The organism is Brevundimonas diminuta 3F5N (genome assembly GCF_900163625.1).
In the GTDB taxonomy this organism is placed as follows: domain Bacteria; phylum Pseudomonadota; class Alphaproteobacteria; order Caulobacterales; family Caulobacteraceae; genus Brevundimonas; species Brevundimonas diminuta_A.
This window is the reverse complement of record NZ_FUIE01000080.1, coordinates 12,951-32,868: the sequence shown is the minus strand read 5'-3', so window position 1 is coordinate 32,868 and position 19,918 is coordinate 12,951. Positions and strand designations below refer to the sequence as shown.

Genomic DNA, 19,918 nt, shown 5'->3' with positions numbered 1-19,918 from the left:
GTGCGGATTCCTGGGGGGCCGTGGTCCGGGCTCAACGCCCGACAGCCTCACTCGATGTGCGCGCCGGATCAGCCCAGCGACATGATCAGCATCGGCGCGACCGTCCGGTTGAACAGCACGCTCAGGAACTGCAGCGCCAACAAGGCGATGATCGGCGTGATGTCGATGCCGCCCAGCGACGGCACCACCCGCTGGATCGGCCCCAGGATCGGCCGCGTCACCGTATCCAGCACATAGGCGATCTGGCCCACGAAACGGTTGCGCGGATTGATCACGTCAAAGGCGAACAGCCAGCTCAGGATCGCCGAGGCGATGATGCACCAGATCATCAAGGTGACGACGGCGTTCACCAGCCAGACAAGGGCGAAACCCATGAGAAACTCCTGCTTCGTTCACGCCGCTTCTAGCGGCCCGGCCGCCGATCGCCAAGGATTCGTGCGCGGCCCGTTGACACGCCCCCCTGCGCGCTTCTATGTCCCGCGCCTGCCTGTCGGTCGGGGCCGTAGCTCAGTTGGTAGAGCGCGTCGTTCGCAATGACGAGGTCAGGGGTTCGACTCCCCTCGGCTCCACCAGGGCATCTCCACGAAATCGCTGACGCTCGATCGCCCTCCAAGGCGACCGCTGTCGCGCGTCAGTTCTCACGGTAGAAGTTGCAGTACCAGTCGACGAAGCGGGCGACGCCCTCCTCCACCGGCGTCGAAGGGGCGTAGTCGAGAGCGGCCAGGGTGTCGGTCACGTCGGCCTCGGTGTCGGCCACGTCGCCGTCCTGCATGGGCATGAGGTTCAGCTTCGCCTTGCGGCCCAGCTTGGTCTCCAGCACCTCGATGTAGCGCATCAGCGGCACGGGGCGTCCCGCGCCCAGGTTCAGGATGCGCCAGGGCGCCACGCCGCTGGTCGCCGGATTGGGAGCGGTCGCGTCCCACGCCGGATCGATCGCGGCGGGACGGTCCAGGGCGGCGATCACGCCGGTGACGATGTCGTCGACATAGGTGAAGTCGCGGCTCATCCGCCCCTCGCCGTACACGTCGATCGGCTCGTCCTTGAGGATGGCGCGGGTGAATTTGAACAGGGCCATGTCCGGCCGGCCCCACGGCCCGTAGACCGTGAAGAACCGCAGCCCCGTCGCCGGAAAGCCGAACAGATGGGCGTAGGAATGGGCCATGGCCTCATTGGCCAGCTTGGTCGCCGCATAGACGGTCAGCGGATGATCCGCCGCCTGGCGCACCGAGAACGGCAGGGCGCGATTGGCGCCGAACACCGAACTGGTCGAGGCGAAGACCAGGTTGGCCGCCCCGACCGCGCGGCAGCCTTCAAGGATGCTGAGGAAGCCGACGACGTTGGAATCGACATAGGTCTCGGGCGCTTCCAGGCTGTAGCGGACGCCCGCCTGGGCGGCGAGGTGGACCACGCGGCGCGGCGTGTGCTCGGCGAACAAGGCGGCGACGCCGTCGCGGTCGGCCAGGTCGAGCGTGTGATGGCGATAGTTCGGATAGGCCTGCAGCTGGGCCAGGCGCGCCTGCTTCAGCGCCGGATCATAATAGGCGTTGAGGTTGTCCAGCCCGATCACGCGCTCGCCCCGCTCCAGCAGGCGCCGGGCGGTGTGGAAGCCGATGAAGCCGGCGGAGCCGGTGACCAGGACGGGATCGCTCATGATCCGTTGCGATAAACGCTCGCGCGGTCCGACGCCAGCGCCCCTCTAGGGCAAGGTCTCCGCCACGGCGGGCGACGGCGCCAGCAACTGCGCCGAAATATTCAGCCCCACGCCCACGATCAGGCAGGCCGCCGCCGCAAACATCACCAGACGCGCCGTCTTCGCTCCCGGCGCCAGAGGCCGGGCGAACAGCAGGACCAGCAAGGAGATCAGGGCCAGAACCCCCGGCATGTCCATCCCCACGCCCAGGAAGACGAAGTGGCCGATGGCCAGCAGCCAGGCGCCGCCCAACACGGTCGCGACGACGGCCGGCAAAAGGCCGAGCGGGCGCGTCAGGCCGGGATCGATCAGGGCCGCCAGGGCCGCCGCCGTTGCGGCCAGCAGCACCGGCCAGACGAACAGCAGGGCCGCCTCTGGCGCCGCCGCCTGCAGGGCGCAGCCGAAGGCGAAGACCAGGGCGAGCAGGCCCAGCCAGCCTCCCCAGGCCGCCCCCTCGGCCTGGGACCGTTCTTGGCCCGGCCACAGCGACAGGCCGACGGCGACGACGCCCAACCCCAGCATCACGGGGCTGAACCCGCCGACGATCAGAACTACGGCGGTCAAGGCGACGAACGCCCCGCCGATCACGCGCGGCCGCGGCCGCCGCGCGCCCGTCACCAGCACCAAGGCCAGGGCGATGATCGCCAGCGTCGCCCCCGCCTCCATCCAAGGTAGACGGCGCAGCAGGGTGTAATAGACGTCCGGCGACGCGGCGCGGCTCGACATCGGTCCGGCCAGCAGGCGCGTCGCCTGCAGCAGGATGACGCCCCCGGTCAGGAACCACAGCCCATCCAGCACGCCCAAACCGACCTGCCCCGCCGTCAGCTCCGCCCGGCGCCTCGCCCGCCAGGCCGCGAAGCCGCCCAACGCCGCCGCCAGCGCCAGCAGGACCCAGCCCGCGCCTTGCGCATGGGCGATCATCCAGCGGCCGAAGACGTCGGAGTAGACCAGGTTCTCGCCCTTGGCCGGCAGGCTGGGCGCACGCGCCAGCGCATCCGCCGCCTCCAGCGCCTGCGACCCCAGATGCTGGACCGCGCCCCGATCCAGGTTGGCTGGCGTGGCGTTGGCCGAATGGTACTGATCCGGGCGGCCGATGAAGGCCAGGTTCAGCCCGCCGATCCCCCTGTCCTTGGGCACGGTGAAATCGGTGCCGTTGGGCATCCGCTCATACATGAAGGCGGCGATGGAGGTGGCGGTGGTCCCGCCGTCGGCCCTGGCCGCCGCGCGACGGAACAGTTGGACGGTAGGCCCCGCCTCGCGCCCCGTCTCGAACATGGCGGCGCGGCCGCCGCCGCCGCGCGCCTCCAGATTGACCACGGCCCCGATGCGATCGCGCAAGGGATGGCCGCCGAAGAAGACCCGCGCCCCGTCCAGGCCCAGCTCCTCGGCGTCGGTCAGCAGCACGACCAGATCGCGCTCGACCGGACCGCGCGCCTTGATGGCCCGCACCGCCTCCAGAATGGCGGCGACCCCGGCGGAATCGTCGGCCGCGCCGGGCGAGCTGACCACGGTGTCATAGTGGGCCATCAGCATGACGGCGGGCTGGCTGCGGTCTTTTCCGGGCAGGACGCCGATCAGATTGATCGCCTGATTGTTCGCCGCCGCCGGGTCGCCGCCCGCGCGCGCCAGCCGCTTGACCGAGGCGGGGGACAGCGGCCCCGCCTGCTCGCTGACCTCCAGCCCCAGCTGCGTCAGGCGGGCGCTCAGATAGGCGCGAACCCGTGCGTGTTCGGGCGAACCGACCGGATGCGGAGCGCGGGCGATCTGTTCGATGTCGCTCATGGCCCGCGCGGCCGAAAAGGCGACGGCGGGCGCGTCCGCCGCGCGCGGCTTCGGCGCCTGGGTAGTCCACACCGCCAGCAAGAAGGCGAGCGTCAGCGATCCGAACAGCAAGGCCAGCCGCATGAGAGATCCTCCCCGATCCGGCCCGCAGTAGGACCAAGCTGAGCCGGAATGGCAAGAGGGCGGCGACAGGTCTCCCCGTCGCCGCCCCCCGATGCGATCAGCCGTGACGGCTTAGAAACGCTTCGACAGCTCCACGCCGTACATGCGCGGCTCGTTGACGAAGGCCGTCAGGTTGTTGAAGTCGATGGCGCCGATGACATTGGCTTCGTCCGTGATGTTGCGGACGTAGACGGCCGCCTCGAGACCCTGGTTCAGGTCGCGCCAGCCCGCGCGCAGGCCGCCTTCGAACGCCGTGTCCTGCATGAACTCGACCGATTCATAGAGGAACAGGTTGAAGTCCTTCTGCATCACCCAGTCGGTCGCGGCGAACAGCTCCTGATCGTCGCCGATCGGATGGACGTAGGACAGCGTCAGATTGGCGGTCCATTCCGGCGCCTGGGGGAAGGGGTTGCCGTCGATATAGGCCAGGCGCGCCGTTCCAACCGTCACCATCCGGTCCGTGACGGTGCAGTTGGCGAGCGCCGAGCAGACGCCGACCTGAAGGTCCTTGTCCTTGATCTCGGTATGGTTCCAGGCCAGGCCGCCGGCCAGGCTGAAGCCTGCGCCCAGGTAGACGTCACCGTCCACTTCCAGGCCATAGCCCTCGCCCTTGTCGGCGTTCAGCAGTTGGTTGAAGTTGCCGGCGCCGCCGATGGCGGTGAACTGCGGATCGGAGACTTCGTAGAAGTAGGCCGTGGCGTTCAGGCGGGCGCGGCCCTCCCACAGGCGCGCCTTGAAGCCGGCCTCATAGGACATGACGGTTTCCGAATCCGCCGTGGTCACGATGTCCGCCGAGGCGATGCGGCCCTGGATCGACGGGCCGCGATAGCCGTTGGCCACGCGGGCGAACAGGTTCAGGCCGTCGTTGACTTCATACAGGGCGCTGACGTCCCAGCTGACCTGTTCGTCGCCGACCGACTTGGTGACGTTGTCCAGCGGCTTGGCCGTGGACGGGCTGCCCGCGGGGATGATGCGGCGGCCCCAGAAGTCGCGGCTGTCGTCGGTGTAGCGAACGCCGGCCGTCAGCTTCAGCGCGTCCGTGACCTGATAGCGGCCCTGACCGAAGATCGACCAGGAGTCCGACTTCTGGATGACGTCGGGAATCACCGTCGGCGCGATGCCGCCGACGCCGTTGAACGTGCCCGAGACCAGGTTGAAGCGCTCGTCCCAGTAGAAGGCGCCGACCTGCCAGCCGAAGCGGCCGTCGCCGTTCGAGGCCAGGCGCAGCTCATAGGTGTTCTGAACCAGGTCGCTGGACAGGGTGCCGGTCTCGACCGCGAACGGGGTCTTGTAACCGGCGCCGGCCGGAGCCCCGACCGAGACGCCGCCGTCGATGTCGCCGTTGCCCTGGCTTTCGCCCTGGTAGGAGCCGATGACGCCGGTCAGCGTCGCCGGGCCGAAATCATAGGCGACCTGCAGCGACTGCGAGAGGGTCTTCTGCTTCTGATAGTTGTTGCGGCCGCCGTCATACCAGACCGTCTCGCGGTCGAAGTTGTCGTTCAGCTTGTTCGAGCCCTTGGTCAGGACGTTGGCGCGGTTCATCGTGCCCGTGCCCTCATAGTCGCGCGCCTGCAGGGTCAGCAGGGTCGACAGACGGTCGGTCGGGGTCCAGGCGACATGGATGCGGCCCGCCACATCATCGAAGGAGCCCAGGTCCTTGCCGTCCTTCTTGGCGAAGGGCGCGTCATAGGCGTTGTTGACCCAGTCATCGCGGTGATTCCACAGGGCGGCGACGCGCACCGACAGCGTATCCGACGCCGGCAGGGTCACGCCCGTCTCGGCGCGCATCGAGCCGTAGTTGCCGTAGGTCAGCGAGCCGAAGCCGGTGAATTCGTCGCCCGGCTTCACCGTGTCGATCTTGACCACGCCCGCCGGGGTGTTGCGGCCGAACAGGGTGCCCTGCGGACCACGCAGCACTTCCAGCTGCTTCACGTCGAACAGGGGGAAGCCCTTCAGATAGACGTTCTCCAGCACCACGTCGTCCAACACGACCGAGACCGGCTGCGAGGCGTTGAAGTCGAAGTCCACATTGCCCAGGCCGCGGATGTAGAAGCGCGGCGCATAACGGCCGTTAGAGCTTTCGACCTGCAGGCTGGGCACGCGGCCCGACAGCTGCAGGATGTCGCCGCCGCCGGCGTTCACCGCGTTCAGCGTCTCGGTGTTCATGGCGGTGACGGCGAACGGCACGTCGCGGATGTTTTCACTGCGGCGCTGGGCGGTGACGACGATGTCGCCGACGGCGGCGGCCTGTTCGGCTTGAACGTAGGCGGATTGCGCCAGAGCCGGGGTGGAGAGCAGCAGAGCCAGGCTGCTGGCGGAGGCGGCGAGAACCGAGAGACGCGTCATCGAGATATCCCCTTCTTGATGATCTTGGGTGGGTGAATTCGCCGCAGGCCCTAGGCCCGAAGCGTCGCTGGTTCCAGCACCGATGCAGTTTGATGCATGAACCTTTCGCGACATGGCCACAGGTCGGAACAAACCGCCGTTCGTTTTGCATATGAGGCGCGCCTCAAGTTGTGCAGTGCAACCAACCGTGCCATTCAGATCGGCTGCGTCGTCTCCCGCAGGGTCCGCGCACCGGAGACTTTCAGATGACCTTCGCCTCCCCCTCCCGTCGCGGCTTCCTGGGCGCCGCAGCCGCCTTGCCGCTGATCGGCGGCGCCCTGCCCGTCCTCGGTCAGACTCGCGAGAGCGCCGTCATCGGCCGCGTCCTGGCCATGTCCGACCTGCATTCCGCCTATGAACGCAGCGCCCAACTGTTGGCCGCCTTGCGTGCCGAAGTCCGCAGTCAGCCGGTTCCTCATCTGATCGCGATCGACGGCGACATCTTCGAGCACGGCAATGTCGTCTCGGTGCGCTCCGACGGCGCCGTCGACTGGACCTTCCTGGCCGCCCTGCCCGCCATCGCCCCGACCGTGGTCAACCTGGGCAACCACGACAACGACCTGACGCCGGACCTGCATGAAGTGGTGGCGCGGATGCGCGGGCTGGGGATCACCGTGCTCAGCAACATCGTCGATACGCGCACCGGCCGCCCCTACGCGCCGGCGGCGACCGAGCTGGCCTTCGGCGAGCGACGCCTGCGCGTCGTCGGCTTCGGCACGAACGGACTGCATACCTATCCCAAGGCCAGTCGCGACTGGCTGTCGATCCCCGATCCGACCGAATGGGCGACCACGCACCTGTCCGCCCTGCTGCGCGGCGCCGACCTGACCCTGGTGATGAGCCACGCCGGGGTGGCGGGCGACCGGGGTATGCTGTCCGCCCTGCCCGACGGCGCCCTGATGATCGGCGGCCACAACCACCTGCTGTTCCAGGAGACGCTGGGGCGCGGCCTCTACGCCCACACCGGATCGTGGAGCAACGCCTACACGGCGGCCGACTATCTCAGCGACGGAAGCGTCCGGGCGCAGTCGCGCACCGTCGCCCTGGACGGTGCGGCCGACCCAACCCTGGCCGCCCTGATCCGCACGACCCTGGACCGGCACCTGACCGATCAGGAGCGCGTGATCCTCGGGACCAGTTCGACCGCCCTGTCGCTGGGCGACACCGGCCGCGCCGTGGCCGCCGCCTTCGCCCGCTTCGCCGGGGCCCAGGCGGGCTTCATCGGCCACACCACCCTGGGCACGGGCCTGAGCGCCGGTCCGGTCAGCCGCTACGCCTTCGACGCCGTGGTGCGCTTCGACGGCAAGCTGATGGCCGCCGAGGTTCCCGCCGCGCGCCTGGCCGAGCTGACCGCCCTGGCCAATCAGGACCGGGTCATGCCCTTCGCGCGCCGCACCGGCGACTTCGTCTATGGCGCGGTCGAAGGGATCGAACAGCGCGAGACGGTCCGCATCGTCACCACCGACTGGTGCGCCCTGAACCAGCATGAGTATTTCGGCGTGACGGACCTGGCCTTCGCCGAAGTTCCCGGCCCCGGCGTCAAGGCCGTCGCCGCCCAGGGCCTGCTGTCGGCGGCCTGACGGTTCAGGCGGCGCGGCGTGCGGCGGCCGCGCTCTTCACATAGAGGCCCTTGCGCCCGGCCACGGGGCGGAAGGACACGCTGTCGCCGTCCGGCCGTTCGTCATGGCCCAGGAACAGGCAGCCGTCGTCGACCATCCGCCGCTCCAGCCCGTCCAGAACCCGCGCGCGCCGTTCGGGCGCCATATCGGTCAGGACATTGCGGCAGAAGACGACATCGAACCGGCCCTCATCCGTCGGCTCGTCCAGCAGATTGGCGCGGGTGAAGGCGATGGCGGCGCGCAATTCGGGGCGCGCCCGCCACTGGTCGTCGACCTGTTCGAACCAGCGCAGCATGGCGCGCGCCGAAAGGCCGCGCTGAATCTCGAACGAGGTGTAGAGGCCCGACAGCGCCTTCTCGATCGCCTGGCGCGACAGATCCGTGGCCTCGATCTCGACTTGGGCCCCGGCCTCCAGGGCGGCGATGGCCAGGGAATAGGCCTCCTGTCCGGTCGAGGCGCCCGCGCACCAGATGCGCACCCGGCCGCCCGGCCGAGCCGCCGTCAGGGCGGGCAGCAGTTCGCGCTCCATCACCTCAAAGGCCGTGCGGTCGCGCCGGAACCAGGTCTCGCCGTTCAGCAGCGCCTCGATCACGCTCCAGCCCAGGGAGGCGACCGGGCGGCTCCACAGGCTGGCCAACATGGCCTCGACGTTGTGATAGCCCTCGCGCCGCGCCACAGGCCCCAGCCGATGCTCCGCCAGTTGCATCCGGTCTCGGGTCAGCCGGAAGCCGGCGCGGGACGCCAGCAAGGTCTGAAGACGATCAAAATCCTCCGGCGTCATGACGGCGACTGCACCACTCCCACTTCGGCGAGCTTGGCTTGCAGGATCTCGCCGTCGAAGGGCTTCATAACATATTCGTCGGCTCCTGCGGACAGGGCCTCGGCGATTCGGTCGGCCCGCGTCTCGACCGAGCAGAACAGAACCTTGGGCGCACGCCCCCCCGGCAGGTCGCGCAGACGACGCAGGAAGGCCAGACCGTCCATCACCGGCATCTGCCAGTCCAGCAGCACCACCTGAGGCATGGCGGCCTGGCAATAGTCCAGCGCCTCGGCGCCGTCTGCCGCCTCGGCCACGTCGAAGGACATATCCTCCAGGATGCGACGCGCCACCTTGCGGATGATGCGGCTGTCATCGACGATCAGACAGGTTTTGGGGTCCACTGGGTCGTTTCCCGTTTCGCGCGAGATCGAGATCACGCTCTCGCCATAGTCGTTCAGGCGGGTTAACGGAGCGTTGGATCGACGAACGCGGTTTGCTCATTACCGTCCGGCAGGCGCGCCATCAAGGCCACGCGCCCCTCCTCGGTCGCCAGATCCAGCCGCCCGCCCGCCTCGCGCGCCGTCAGCCACAGCCAGTAGGGTTGAATCCACTGCCCCGCCAGGCCCTCGGTCAGCCGCTCGCCCTTCAGGCCGACCACGGCCTCGGCCTTGAGCCGGGCGCGGGCGCCCTCGGCCGAGCCGACCAGGAACAGCTGGCCGCCTTCGCGCCGAACCGTCACCACCGCCGCCCCGCCCATCGGCAGGGCCGAAACCGTCAGATAGGCCAGGTTGATCAGGGCGCGTGCCTGAAGCTTGGAGAAAACCTGATCGCCCACGCGCCAATCCAGCGTGGCGCGCCCGCCGTCGGTCAGGCCCGCGACCAGACCGTGCAGTTCGGCGCCGGAGAATTGTTCGCTGCTGGTCGCCGCGCCGAAGGCCACGCGGGCGAAATGCACCAGGGCCACCATCTTGGCCGCGCTCTGACGGATCAGGCCCAGGGCGTCGTCGCGCATGTCCTGGGCGCTGGGGTCGTCCAGCAGGTCCAGGCCCGACATCACCGCGCCCGCCGGGCTGATGAAATCGTGGCACAGCTTGGCGGCGATGAAGGCGGCCAGTTCGGCGCCGTCCACCGGCAGGTCGGCGGCGGATAGGTCGAGGGTGTCGTCGGAAACAGTCATGATGCCAAAGCGGGGCGCGCAGGATTTGGAAAAGGTTAAGGTCAAGGTGGCCTGATTTGCCGGTTCGTTAAACCGGCCGCATGGTCTATCGAGCGCTTCATGACCGTCTCCGCCTACGCCGACCTCGAAACCGACCTCGCCTCCGGCCGCCTGGCCGAGGTCATCGCCGACATCGCCGAGGAGGCCGCGCGCCTGATCCTGCCCTATTGGAGAGCCGAGACGGCCGTGGAGACCAAGGCCGACGCCAGCCCCGTGACCGAGGCCGACCGCGCCGCCGAGGCCCTGATCCTGCGCCGCTTGGCCGAACACTGGCCCCAGGTCGAGGCCGTCGCCGAAGAGGCCGTCGCCGCCGACGGCGCCCCGCCGTCCGTCGGCGCATGGTTCTGGCTGATCGACCCGCTGGACGGCACCAGGGGCTTTGTTCAGGGGCGCGAGAGCTATTCGGTCAACATCGCCCTGATCCGCGGCGACGCGCCCGTGGCGGGGGCGGTGACGGCCCCGGCCCTGGGGATCAGCTGGCGCTCGGCCGCGCCGGGCCAGGGCGCGCTGCGCCGCTCCTTCGGCGAGCCGTGGCGCCCGATCCGGGTGCGCGAACGCCCGGCCGACGCCGTCGCCCTGGTCAGCCACAGCATCAGCGACGAGGACGCCCTGCGTCTGGCCGCCCGCAACGGCTGCACCCAATGGCAGGGCATGGATTCATCATTGAAGTTCTGCCTGATCGCCGAGGGCCGCTTCGACGCCTATCCGCGCACCGGCCCCACCAACGAATGGGACACCGCCGCCGGCCAGGCGGTGCTGGAGGCGGCCGGCGGGCGCGTCCTGGCCGAGGACGGCCGTCCCCTGGCCTATGGCAAGCCAAGCTTCCTCAACGGCCCCTTCTCCGCCGTCGGCGCCTAGTCAGGCCGAGGCGTCCACCCGCGCCATCTCGATCTGGGCCGAGAGGCCGGCGGGCAGGTCGCGCTCAGGCACGCTCGCCAGTTCCTCCAGATGCGCCCGGTCCCTGGGCCGGATCAGCACGCTGGCCACCGCCGGGTCTGCCAGGGCGTAGGCCAGGCAGATGGCCTCGCCGGTCCAGCCCGGCGTCCGGTGCAGGAAGGCGAAGCTGCCCGGCCGCTCCAGATCGGCGTCGCCGCGTCCGGCGCCCCAGCCGACGGCGCCAAACAGGCCCCGCTTCTTCGCCCCGCCCGCGTCCGCCGCACGGCGCTCGGTCGCCAGACTGTCGGGGAAGTAGTCGTCGGCGAACAGGCTCATCTCCCGATCGTGCGCCGCCCTCATGCGCGAGCGCACCTGCCAGGGCACATTGACGTGGAACGGCGTGAACAGAACGTCGAACGCGCCGGTCGAGACGTAGAGATCCGTCACCGGCTCATCGCCCGACACCCCCAGCATCCGCACATACTCCGCCTTCCGCATCGCCTTCAAAGCGGTGAGGGACGTCTGCGGCAGCTCATTCTCGGCCGGGCGCTCCAGCACCGCCATGTCGAACCAGCCCAGGCCCGATGCGTGCAGCCCCTGCTCGATCGAACGACCCAGGCCCGTCGCTGAAAAATCCCGGTCGCCCCCCAGGCTGACGCTGGCCCAGACCAGCCGCCGCTCGACATGCCCCAGGGCCTCGCCGACGGCCTGCAGCAGCGTCGGGTCCGGCCGCTCCAGATGATAGGCGTTCACCCCCGCCTCCAGCCCCGCGAACACCAGGTCGCGGACATGGTTCGGTCCACGCGCCGCCGCCTCGGCCCCCAGGCTGAGCGTCAGGCTGGAGACCGCAGCCCCCGTGGCGCCGAAGGGGCGGTAGCGCACGGGATCAGCCGGCCTCGACCGGCGCCGAGGTCTCCAGCGCCAGGGCGTGCAGTTCGCCGCCCATCTTGCCCTTCAACGCAGCATAGACGGTCTGGTGCTGACGCACGCGGTTCATCCCGCGAAACACCTCGGACACGATGCGGGCGCGATAGTGGTCGCCGTCGCCGGCCAGGTCCTCGATGGCGATGTCCGCGTCGGGGAAGGCCTCGACCAGATGGGCGCGAAGGTCGTCGACGGACATGGACATCATGGAACTCCTAGAACACAGAAGGCCGTCTCAGGGCCTGAATTGTAAAGCTTATCGCCCCGCGCCCCTCCTGTCAGCCGCTCATCCGGCGCGGGGACGCTCATACAGGTCGACGACCGACCCCTTGTAGTCGGCGCGGGCGTAGGGACGATAGCCCACCCGCTCGGCCAGACGCACCGAGGGCGCGTTCTCGGGCGAGATCATGCAGACCGTGCGCGGCTCCAGCCGATAGGCGTCCGTCCAGGCCAGGGCCGCCTCCAGCGCCTCGCGCGCCAGGCCCGCGCCCTGAAAGGCGGGCGCCACGCCCCAGCCCAGCTCCGGCGCGTCGAAGGGCGGCTCGATCTCGCGGCGATAGTCCAGCACCCCGACGCTGCCGACATAGGCGCCGCTTGTCGCCTCGCGGATCGACCAGTTGCCGTAGCCCTTGGCCTGCCAGTGGCCGATGTCGCGCAACAGGCGGAACCAGACCTCCTCCGCCGACAGGCCGCGCCCCATGATGTGGCGGGTGAACTCGGCGTCGGCCCACAGGGCGGTCAGGTCGTCCATGTCGCCCACGGCGACGGGCGTCAGGGTCAGGCGTGCGGTCGAAAGAACAGTCACATCAATCCCAATTGCTTGAAGCTGGCCACGCCTTCGCGGCCGACGATGAGGTGGTCGTGAACCTGAACCGACAAGGCGCGGGCGGCCTCGATCACCTGTTTGGTCATGTCGATGTCGGCCCGGCTGGGCGTCGGATCGCCTGAGGGGTGGTTGTGCACGATGATCATGGCGCTAGCCGACAGCTCCAGCGCCCGGCGCACCACTTCGCGCGGATAGACGGGGGCGTGGTCGACCGTGCCCCGGTTCTGGATCTCGTCGAGGATCAGCTGGTTCTTCTTGTCGAGATAGAGGACGCGGAACTGCTCGCGCGGCTCGTGCTGCAACGACAGGCGCACATAGGCCAGCAGCGCCGTCCACGACGAAATGACGGTGCGCTTGTTCGCCTCTTCCTTGGCCACGCGGCGCGAGACTTCGTGCAGGGCGGCCAGGTCCAGCGCCGTCTCGGCGCCCACCCCTTTGGCCCGGCCCCGTGAATCCTCGGCCTTGACCGTCATCAGATCCTCGACCGAAGCGGCCAGCACCGCCGCCAGCGACCCGAACCGCGTCAGCAGGGCCTTGGCCACCGGCTTGACGTCGCCCTGCGGTTGGCTGCGGAACAGGAACAGCTCCAGCAGCTCATAGTCCGGCAGATGGTGGAGACCCGCTGTGCGCGCGCGGTCGCGCAGCCGCTCGCGATGCCCGGCGTGGTGCGGCTTGGCCTTCGGTTGTTCCGGCGGTTGATCCAGCATCAGCCTCCCCCAAGGGAGAGACTAGCTCAGAATTTCGGGCGGAACAGACCCTTGGGCGAGGCGGTGAAGATTTCCAGCCCGTCCTCGGTCACGCCGATCGAGTGTTCGCACTGCGACGACAGCGACTTGTCGCGCGTCACGGCGGTCCAGCCGTCCGACAGCACCTTCACCGCAGGCTTGCCCAGGTTCACCATCGGCTCGACCGTGAAGAACATGCCCGGCTTCAGCACGGCGCCCTCGCCGCGACGGCCGTAGTGCAGGACGTTGGGGCTGTCGTGGAAGACGCGGCCGATGCCGTGGCCGCAGAAGTCGCGCACCACGCTCATGCGCTGAGCCTCGACGAACTTCTGGATGGCGAAGCCGATGTCGCCGAAGGTGTTCCCCGGCTTGATCTGGGCCAGACCCAGGTCCAGCGAGTCATAGGTGACGTCGATCAGCTTCTTGGCGCGGGCGTTGATCTCGCCGACCGGATACATCCGGCTGCTGTCACCGTGCCAGCCGTCGACGATGACCGTGTGGTCGATATTGACGATGTCGCCTTCCTTCAGAACCTTGTCGCCGGGAATGCCGTGGCAGACGACGTGGTTGATCGAGGTGCAGACCGTCTTGGTGTAGCCCTTGTAGCCCAGGCAGGCGGGCGTGCCGCCGTTGTCCAGGGTGAACTCGCGCACCAGATCGTCCAGCTCGCCCGTGGTCACGCCCGGCTTCACGTGCTCGCCGATCATGTCCAGCGCCTCGGCGACCAGACGGCCCGCCTTGCGCATGCCCTCGAACCCTTCCGCGTCATAGATGCGGATTTCGTGGCTGCGGACGAAGACGTCGGTTTCCAGGTCGGGGGTCTCGTACATGCTCGGCTTTCGGGGAGGCGCGCTCCGCAAGGACGCGGAACGGGCGAAGAAACGACTTTCAGGACTTCAGATGGTCAAACTAGCACAAAACCTCAAGCCCGTCAGGGTTCGCGGCTGACGCAGGGCCGCGCCCTTCCTATCTACGGCCCATGTCCCAGCTCGCTCCCTCCCCCACCGCCGCCGTTCTGATCATCGGCGACGAGATTCTGTCGGGCCGCACGCGCGACACCAATCTAAACACCCTGGCGTGCTTTCTGGCGCCGCTGGGCGTCGACCTGATGGAGGCGCGGATCGTCGGCGACCGTCAGGACCAGATCGTCGTGGCGCTGAACGCCCTGCGCGCGGCGCACGACTACGTCTTCACCACCGGCGGCATCGGCCCGACCCATGACGACATCACCGCCGATGCCATCGGCGCCGCCTTCGGCGTTCCGGTCAGCGAACACCCCGAGGCGCTCGCCATCCTGGAGCGCCGCTATGCGCCGGGCGAGTTCAACGCTGCACGGCGTCGCATGGCCCGCGTGCCCGAGGGCGGTATCCTGATCGCCAATCCGGTCAGCGACGCGCCGGGCTTTCAGGTCGAGAACGTCTTCGTCATGGCAGGCGTGCCCAAGATCATGGAGGCCATGCTGGACGACGTAGCGCCTCGCCTGAAGACGGGCGTTCCGGTCTACAGCCGATCGTTGCGCGTCACCGGCGTCGGCGAGGGCGCCGTGGCCGACATCCTGCGCGCCGCCGCCGAGGCGCGACCACACCTGTCCTTCGGTTCCTACCCCTTCGGTTTCGGCGCCGGACAGACCGCCGGCGAGGTCGGAACCCAGCTGGTGATCCGAGGCCGAGACCGGACCGAAGTTGACGCTGCGGAACACGATCTTGCTGCAAATCTGCGTTCTTCAAGCATCGAAATTGCCGCTACGTAACCTCACCAAGGTGTGAAAGTGTGCGATTTTTGCGCCACGCTTTCGCCGAGAAGCGGTCCGACACCGGCCTTGGACGCAACGCTTTCATGACACGGACGCTGTGATGAGTAGCGTGGCGGCTCTCCCCGAACCAACGCCGTCCGCTTTTTCAATGGCCGGCCCACGACATAGGTGAAGCGTAATGACCCCCAGGAACATGGCCCGCCTCGGCGGCCTGGCTCTGACCACCGCCCTGATGACGGGCGTCGCCGCCCCGGCCTTCGCCGGCTCCTTCTATCTGCAGGAACAGTCCGTGCGCGGCGCCGGACGCGCCTTCTCGGGCGAAGCCGCCGACCGCGGCGTCGGCTCGATGTGGTGGAACCCCGCCTCCATCGCCCGCAGCGGCCGCGAAGTCTCCGTCGGCATGCACGCCATCCGCATCGATTCCGAAGTGAAGAACGCCGGTTCCTACCTGACCTATCCGGGCGGCGTGGACGTGCCGGTGCGCAACCCGCGCAACACCGAGGTCGATCCGATCGAAAGCGGCCTGGTGCCGAACTTCGCCTTCGCCACCCCGATCGGCGACCGCTTCGCCGTCGGCGTCTCGGTGGCCGCCCCCTACAACTTCACCACCAAGTACGAGCAAGGCTCCTTCGCTCGCTACGACGCCCTGACGTCGGAACTGCGTTCCGGCGACGCCAGCCTGACCGTGGCCTATCAGGTCAATGACTGGCTGGACGTCGGCGCCGGGCTGAACGCCCAGTACGTCAAGGCCAAGCTGACCTCGGCCATGCCGAACCTGTCGCCGGCCCTGCCCGACGGCTCCAACAGCCTGGAAGGCGACGGCTGGGACTTCGGCTGGAACGTCGGCGCCCAGGTGCACAAGGGGCCGTGGGACTTCGGCCTCAGCTACCGCTCCAAGATCGAGCATGAACTGGACGGCGACGTGACCGTGGCCGGTCTGCTGGGCCCGCTGGCGGGCGCCAACGTCTCGACCGGCGGCACGGCCAGCTTCAACACCCCGTGGTTCGCCTCGGCCTCGGTCCGCTACGCCGTCAACGACAAGCTGACCCTGAACGCCCAGGTCAACCGCATCGGCTGGTCCGAGTTCGACGCCATCACCGTCGAATACACGGGCGGCGGCGACGTCATCCACCAGAACTACAAGGACGTCACCACCGGCGCCATCGGCCTGGACTACGCGATCAGCGACAAGACCACGCTGCGCGCCGGCGTCGGCTATGACCCGACCCCGACCCGTGACAGCCTGCGCACTGCCCGCATCCCGGACGCCGACCGCTGGCTGTTCTCGGTCGGCGGCTCGACCGAGGTGACCGAGGGCGTCACCTTCGACGCCGGTCTGACCTACATCGCCTTCAGCGACTCGACGATCCGCGACGACCGCACCCTGTACCAGGGCGCCATGACCTCGCACCTGCGCGGCGAGGCCGAAGGCTCGGCCCTGGTGGCCTCGGTCGGCGCCCGCTGGGCCTTCTGATCCAGGCCTGACGATCGACGTGAAAACGGCGGCTCCCGCAAAGGAGCCGCCGTTTTTATTCGCCTCTACGCCGAGAGCATCAGCCCTGGGCGGCGTGGCCCTTGCCGCCGTTCGACGGACGACGACGACGTGGGCGGCGTTGCAGCTCGCCGACCGGCTTGGGCTCGGCGGACGGCGCGGCGCGCACCGACGAACGGGCGCGGTCGCCCGCCATCGGATCATAGGCCGCCGCCGGACGCTCGGCCGCAGGCGCGCCGTTGCGGCCGCGACGCTGGCGGTGCGGCTGACCGCCGCCCTCCTGCTTGACGCCTTCGCGGTGCGGGTTGCGCCCGCCGCGACGGCCGCCGCGCCCTTCGCCGTCCGACCGGCCTTCACGCTCGGGCAGGGTCGCCTTCTTGGCCACGCCCGCCGACATGATGGAGGCGTCCAGCTGAGACAGGGCCTTGTCGTTGCGGCGGTCGATCGCGGGGATCTTCTGGCGCGTGACCTTCTCGATGTCCTTCAGCAGCTTCATCTCGTCGCCGGCGACGAAGCTGATGGCGGTGCCGTCCTTGCCCGCCCGCGCCGTACGGCCGATGCGGTGGACATAAGCTTCCGGCACATAGGGCAGCTCGAAGTTCACCACGTGGGTGACCTTGTCCACGTCGATGCCGCGCGCGGCGATGTCGGTGGCGACCAGCACGCGCAGTTTGCCGTTCTTGAAGGCCTCCAGCGCGCGCTCGCGTTGCGGCTGGCTCTTGTTGCCGTGGATGGCGCCGGCCTCGACGCCGCCGGCTTCCAGATAGGCCGCGACCTTGTCGGCGCCGTGCTTGGTCTTGGTGAAGACCAGGCAGCGCGTATAGGCGGGATCAGAGAACAGCTCGGTCAGCAGGGCGCGCTTCTTGCCCTGTTCGACCCAGATCACCGACTGCTGGATGCGCTCGACCGTGGTGGCCTGCGGCGTGACCTGGACCTTGACCGGGTCCTTCAGCAGCTCGCCCGCCAGCTTGCCGATCTCCGACGGCATGGTGGCCGAGAAGAACAGGTTCTGGCGCTTGGCCGGAATGCGGCTGACGATCTGGCGGATCGGCTTGATGAAGCCCAGGTCCAGCATCTGGTCGGCTTCGTCCAGGACGAAGATCTCCGTCGAGGACAGGTCCAGCGTCTTCTGTTGCAGGTGGTCCAGCAGGCGGCCGGGGGCGGCGACCAGGACGTCCAGGCCCTGTTGCAGGGCGCGTTCCTGCGGGCCGTATTTCACGCCGCCGAAGATGACGGCGACGCGGAAGCCCAGGTGGGCGCCGTATTGCTTGAAGCTGTCGGCGATCTGGGTCGCCAGTTCACGCGTCGGGCTCAGGATCAGGGCGCGCGTCGTGCGCGGCTTGGGCGCCACGCGGTTTTCGGCCAGGCGATGCAGGATCGGCAGGGCGAAGGCCGCCGTCTTGCCGGTGCCGGTCTGGGCGATGCCCAGCAGGTCCTTGCCCTTCATGACGTCGGGAATGGACTTGGCCTGGATCGGCGTCGGCTTCTCATAGCCGGTCGCGGCCAGGGCTGTCAGGAGAGCCTTGTTCAGGCCCATGGATTCAAAGGTGATGTCGCTCACGTCAGTCTTTCACGAACGGCGGCGCGCGCGGCTGGACGAACCAGACCTTCACAAAGGGCGCACGTCGCCTGCCCGAAGCTCGGGCGGGGAACGGGCGCCGCCCCGCGTGTATGGACGACGTATGAAATCGAATGATCCGGCCGCTCGACAGACAGGCCCTCCGGGGAGGGAAGCCCAAACACGCGCTGGAACGCGCCGGTCACCGCATTGTGCGATGCAGCGCAGATGGGCCTCAATAGCGGCCAAGTCAAGGCGCCCGGGCGAAACGGGCGCGCGAAAGCCTACAGCAGGTTGACCGCCATGTTCACCGCCAGCGCCAGGATCACCGTGTTGAAGACGAAGGCGATCAGGCTGTGCACGGTGGCGATCCGGCGCAGCTTCCGGCTGCTGATCTGGATGTCCGCCGTCTGGCTGGCCACGCCGATGATCAGGGAGAAGTGCAGGAAGTCGCCGTAGTCCGCTTCTTCCTCGCCCGGAAAGATCAGCCCGCGCCGATCGCCGCCGCCGTGAGCCGGCGCATAGAACTCGTGGGCGTAGTGCAGGGCGAACAGGACGTGGGTGAACAGCCAGGAGGCGGCGATGGTGCCCAGCGAGAACAGCGCCTCGCCCAGGCTCGGCTTGCCGCCGTCCGCCGTCTCCATGACGATCACGAAGACGCTGGCCGCCGCCGCCAGCAGACTGAGCGGCAAGACGGCGCCGCCCGCCTGATCCAGGTCGGCCGCCCGCTTGCGAATGGCCGAGGCCGTGCGATGGCGATACAGGCGGATGAAGGTGAGCGTCAGGAAGACGCTGACGCTGACGTCCCAACCGGCGGCGATCCGCATCGGCCAGTCCCAGGCGGCGGGTGTCAGAACCACCGCGACCGCCAGGACGGCGAGCCCCAGCCACAGGGCGAAATGCAGACGGAAGATGCGCGCGATCCGCTTCATGGCCGCATGATTACGCTGTTCCGCGCCGACGACCAGCGCTCCTGTCCGCCCTGACCGTCAGCTCTTCCAGCGCAGCACCGTCTCCAGGATCGGATTGACGAAGGCGCGGCCCTCGGCGCGGCTCTTCAGCCATTCGCGTTTCAGCTGCTGATACCATTTGGCCTGTTTGTCGGCGTCGTCGATCCAGATCAGGGCCGGGTCGTATTTCAGTCCCTCGTTCTGCAGGTTCACCATGCCGCCGTCCTGCTTCAGGAAGGCGACGACACCCATCCGCAGGAAGGGCTTGGCGATGCCGAACACCCAGTGGTCGGACCAGAAGATCTGGGTGATGCGGGTCTTGGTGTCGTTCACCGGCGTCAGGCAGGTCAGGGCCAGCACCTGCTTTTCCCCCACCTGGATATGCTCCCAGCGATAGCCCGGCAGGCGGAAGGTGATCTCGGTCGCGGGCGCCCCGCCCAGCACCTTGTACAGGCGGCTGTTCGAGGACGGCGCATGGCGCACCATGGCCCAGCCGAAGTCGACCGGGGCGAAGGTCTTGGCCTTCTCGTGCATCGAATGCTCGGACCGCCACCACCATTGCTGATGGACGTAAGGGCCGTGTGCAGGGTCCATGAGGCCGACGACGGCGTGGTCGATATGGCTGTCGAAATCCATCCACTCGACCAGACGCGGCTGGCCGACGGCGCCAGGGAACTGCGGCGGCTCCTGATCCGGTTCGGACGGGTTGCGGGCGTCGGCCGCCATCCAGACGAAGACCATGCCCTGGCTCTCGCGCACCGGGTAGGACCGGACCTTGATGCGGTTGGCCTCGAACGCCTGATCCTCGACCAGCGACGGAATGGCCGCGCACACCCCGTCCGGCCGGAAGCGCCAGCCGTGATAGGGACACTCGATCGTCTCGCCCTCGCCCGGCTTCTCGACCAGACGCCCGGCCGACAGCGGCGCGGCGCGGTGGGGGCAGATGTCGCGCATCCCATAGACGTCGCCCGCGCGGGTGCGCCCGATCAGCACCGGCTCGCCCATGATCTCATAGCGCTTCAGACTGGCGACCGGCACGTCGCGCGCCAGGGCGACGAAATACCAGGCGTCGGTGACGAAGCCCCTGCCGAAGGCGGTGGGCGGGGCCTTGGCTTCAGGGGCCTTGGCTTCAGGCGTGGAAACAGGTGCGGGCGCGGCGTCTGCGGTCATGGCCGCCTTGTAGCAGCAGGGACGGTCAGC

Annotated in this window: 19 protein-coding genes and 1 tRNA gene; 5 read left to right on the top strand and 15 right to left on the bottom strand. The window is 68.6% G+C overall.

Translation table 11 applies throughout. The features are described from left to right. Window positions 1-68 precede the first annotated feature (68 nt). Complete coding sequence (locus tag FM111_RS14215) at window positions 69-374, bottom strand: YggT family protein (protein ID WP_087141580.1); 306 nt, start codon at window positions 372-374, stop codon at window positions 69-71. Between the two features lie 122 nt (window positions 375-496). Between FM111_RS14215 and FM111_RS14210 the strand changes: the two genes are divergently transcribed. After that, window positions 497-572 (top strand) — tRNA-Ala (locus FM111_RS14210). 59 nt (window positions 573-631) lie between these two features. Here the strand turns inward: FM111_RS14210 and FM111_RS14205 are convergent. The 3 genes from FM111_RS14205 to FM111_RS14195 form a co-directional block, all read right to left on the bottom strand. Next, the gene (locus FM111_RS14205) at window positions 632-1,651 is read right to left on the bottom strand and encodes an NAD-dependent epimerase (protein ID WP_087141579.1); all 1,020 of its coding nucleotides are present in this window, start codon (window positions 1,649-1,651) and stop codon (window positions 632-634) included. A gap of 45 nt (window positions 1,652-1,696) precedes the next feature. Beyond that, window positions 1,697-3,595 (bottom strand): M20/M25/M40 family metallo-hydrolase, encoded by a 1,899-nt coding sequence (locus FM111_RS14200; RefSeq protein ID WP_087141578.1) that lies wholly within the window; start codon window positions 3,593-3,595, stop codon window positions 1,697-1,699. A gap of 111 nt (window positions 3,596-3,706) precedes the next feature. Then, window positions 3,707-5,980: a TonB-dependent receptor gene (locus FM111_RS14195; protein ID WP_087141577.1), complete on the bottom strand. Its 2,274-nt coding sequence runs from the start codon at window positions 5,978-5,980 to the stop codon at window positions 3,707-3,709. Window positions 5,981-6,225: 245 nt separating this feature from the next. On the opposite strand from FM111_RS14195, the gene FM111_RS14190 reads away from it, so the two are divergent. After that, window positions 6,226-7,599, top strand: a complete 1,374-nt coding sequence (locus FM111_RS14190; RefSeq protein ID WP_087141576.1) for a metallophosphoesterase — start codon at window positions 6,226-6,228, stop codon at window positions 7,597-7,599. A gap of 4 nt (window positions 7,600-7,603) precedes the next feature. Here FM111_RS14190 and FM111_RS14185 read toward each other — a convergent pair whose 3' ends face one another. From FM111_RS14185 to chpT, 3 genes are all read right to left on the bottom strand, one after another. Then, on the bottom strand, window positions 7,604-8,419 hold the full coding sequence (locus FM111_RS14185; RefSeq protein WP_087141575.1) for a CheR family methyltransferase: 816 nt from the start codon (window positions 8,417-8,419) through the stop codon (window positions 7,604-7,606). Continuing rightward, window positions 8,416-8,799 carry a response regulator gene (locus tag FM111_RS14180; protein ID WP_087141574.1) on the bottom strand — a complete coding sequence of 128 codons (384 nt, stop codon included), beginning with the start codon at window positions 8,797-8,799 and terminating at the stop codon, window positions 8,416-8,418. Before FM111_RS14180 ends, FM111_RS14185 begins: the two co-directional genes overlap by 4 nt. 62 nt (window positions 8,800-8,861) lie before the next feature. Beyond that, window positions 8,862-9,575 carry a histidine phosphotransferase ChpT gene (chpT, locus tag FM111_RS14175; RefSeq protein ID WP_087141573.1) on the bottom strand — a complete coding sequence of 238 codons (714 nt, stop codon included), beginning with the start codon at window positions 9,573-9,575 and terminating at the stop codon, window positions 8,862-8,864. Between the two features lie 99 nt (window positions 9,576-9,674). Here chpT and cysQ point away from each other — a divergent pair, with 99 nt between their 5' ends. Further along, window positions 9,675-10,472 carry a 3'(2'),5'-bisphosphate nucleotidase CysQ gene (gene cysQ, locus FM111_RS14170; RefSeq protein WP_087141572.1) on the top strand — a complete coding sequence of 266 codons (798 nt, stop codon included), beginning with the start codon at window positions 9,675-9,677 and terminating at the stop codon, window positions 10,470-10,472. Here cysQ and FM111_RS14165 read toward each other — a convergent pair whose 3' ends face one another. The 5 genes from FM111_RS14165 to map all read right to left on the bottom strand — a co-directional run bounded on the left by FM111_RS14165 (window position 10,473) and on the right by map (window position 13,795). Further along, window positions 10,473-11,372, bottom strand: a complete 900-nt coding sequence (locus FM111_RS14165) for an oxidoreductase (protein ID WP_087141571.1) — start codon at window positions 11,370-11,372, stop codon at window positions 10,473-10,475. Between the two features lie 4 nt (window positions 11,373-11,376). Next, complete coding sequence (locus FM111_RS14160; RefSeq protein WP_087141604.1) at window positions 11,377-11,619, bottom strand: BolA/IbaG family iron-sulfur metabolism protein; 243 nt, start codon at window positions 11,617-11,619, stop codon at window positions 11,377-11,379. Window positions 11,620-11,700: 81 nt separating this feature from the next. Next, entirely contained in the window at window positions 11,701-12,219 is a 519-nt protein-coding gene (locus FM111_RS14155; protein WP_087141570.1) for a GNAT family N-acetyltransferase, read from the bottom strand. Continuing rightward, on the bottom strand, window positions 12,216-12,947 hold the full coding sequence (gene radC / locus FM111_RS14150; protein ID WP_087141569.1) for a RadC family protein: 732 nt from the start codon (window positions 12,945-12,947) through the stop codon (window positions 12,216-12,218). Before radC ends, FM111_RS14155 begins: the two co-directional genes overlap by 4 nt. A gap of 26 nt (window positions 12,948-12,973) precedes the next feature. After that, on the bottom strand, window positions 12,974-13,795 hold the full coding sequence (gene map, locus FM111_RS14145) for a type I methionyl aminopeptidase (RefSeq protein ID WP_087141568.1): 822 nt from the start codon (window positions 13,793-13,795) through the stop codon (window positions 12,974-12,976). A 149-nt stretch (window positions 13,796-13,944) separates the two neighbouring features. On the opposite strand from map, the gene FM111_RS14140 reads away from it, so the two are divergent. Continuing rightward, window positions 13,945-14,715 (top strand): competence/damage-inducible protein A, encoded by a 771-nt coding sequence (locus tag FM111_RS14140; RefSeq protein WP_087141567.1) that lies wholly within the window; start codon window positions 13,945-13,947, stop codon window positions 14,713-14,715. Window positions 14,716-14,896: 181 nt separating this feature from the next. After that, a complete protein-coding gene (locus tag FM111_RS14135; RefSeq protein WP_087141566.1) occupies window positions 14,897-16,192 on the top strand; it encodes an OmpP1/FadL family transporter in 1,296 nt (431 codons plus the stop codon). 79 nt (window positions 16,193-16,271) lie between these two features. Here FM111_RS14135 and FM111_RS14130 read toward each other — a convergent pair whose 3' ends face one another. The 3 genes from FM111_RS14130 to FM111_RS14120 form a co-directional block, all read right to left on the bottom strand. Further along, window positions 16,272-17,747, bottom strand: coding sequence for a DEAD/DEAH box helicase (locus FM111_RS14130; RefSeq protein WP_087141603.1), 1,476 nt, complete (start codon window positions 17,745-17,747; stop codon window positions 16,272-16,274). 305 nt (window positions 17,748-18,052) lie between these two features. Then, window positions 18,053-18,700, bottom strand: a complete 648-nt coding sequence (locus FM111_RS14125; RefSeq protein WP_087141565.1) for a DUF1345 domain-containing protein — start codon at window positions 18,698-18,700, stop codon at window positions 18,053-18,055. Between the two features lie 57 nt (window positions 18,701-18,757). Beyond that, window positions 18,758-19,888 carry an aromatic ring-hydroxylating oxygenase subunit alpha gene (locus FM111_RS14120; protein WP_087141564.1) on the bottom strand — a complete coding sequence of 377 codons (1,131 nt, stop codon included), beginning with the start codon at window positions 19,886-19,888 and terminating at the stop codon, window positions 18,758-18,760. Window positions 19,889-19,918: the final 30 nt, after the last annotated feature.

Coding starts and splice junctions, on each gene's coding strand:
- FM111_RS14215 (WP_087141580.1), bottom strand. CDS start 374: ATGGGTTTCGCCCTTGTCTGGCTGGTGAACGCCGTCGTCACCTTGATG.
- FM111_RS14205 (WP_087141579.1), bottom strand. CDS start 1,651: ATGAGCGATCCCGTCCTGGTCACCGGCTCCGCCGGCTTCATCGGCTTC.
- FM111_RS14200 (WP_087141578.1), bottom strand. CDS start 3,595: ATGCGGCTGGCCTTGCTGTTCGGATCGCTGACGCTCGCCTTCTTGCTG.
- FM111_RS14195 (WP_087141577.1), bottom strand. CDS start 5,980: ATGACGCGTCTCTCGGTTCTCGCCGCCTCCGCCAGCAGCCTGGCTCTG.
- FM111_RS14190 (WP_087141576.1), top strand. CDS start 6,226: ATGACCTTCGCCTCCCCCTCCCGTCGCGGCTTCCTGGGCGCCGCAGCC.
- FM111_RS14185 (WP_087141575.1), bottom strand. CDS start 8,419: ATGACGCCGGAGGATTTTGATCGTCTTCAGACCTTGCTGGCGTCCCGC.
- chpT (WP_087141573.1), bottom strand. CDS start 9,575: ATGACTGTTTCCGACGACACCCTCGACCTATCCGCCGCCGACCTGCCG.
- cysQ (WP_087141572.1), top strand. CDS start 9,675: ATGACCGTCTCCGCCTACGCCGACCTCGAAACCGACCTCGCCTCCGGC.
- FM111_RS14160 (WP_087141604.1), bottom strand. CDS start 11,619: ATGTCCATGTCCGTCGACGACCTTCGCGCCCATCTGGTCGAGGCCTTC.
- radC (WP_087141569.1), bottom strand. CDS start 12,947: ATGCTGGATCAACCGCCGGAACAACCGAAGGCCAAGCCGCACCACGCC.
- map (WP_087141568.1), bottom strand. CDS start 13,795: ATGTACGAGACCCCCGACCTGGAAACCGACGTCTTCGTCCGCAGCCAC.
- FM111_RS14140 (WP_087141567.1), top strand. CDS start 13,945: ATGTCCCAGCTCGCTCCCTCCCCCACCGCCGCCGTTCTGATCATCGGC.
- FM111_RS14135 (WP_087141566.1), top strand. CDS start 14,897: ATGACCCCCAGGAACATGGCCCGCCTCGGCGGCCTGGCTCTGACCACC.
- FM111_RS14130 (WP_087141603.1), bottom strand. CDS start 17,747: ATGGGCCTGAACAAGGCTCTCCTGACAGCCCTGGCCGCGACCGGCTAT.
- FM111_RS14125 (WP_087141565.1), bottom strand. CDS start 18,700: ATGAAGCGGATCGCGCGCATCTTCCGTCTGCATTTCGCCCTGTGGCTG.
- FM111_RS14120 (WP_087141564.1), bottom strand. CDS start 19,888: ATGACCGCAGACGCCGCGCCCGCACCTGTTTCCACGCCTGAAGCCAAG.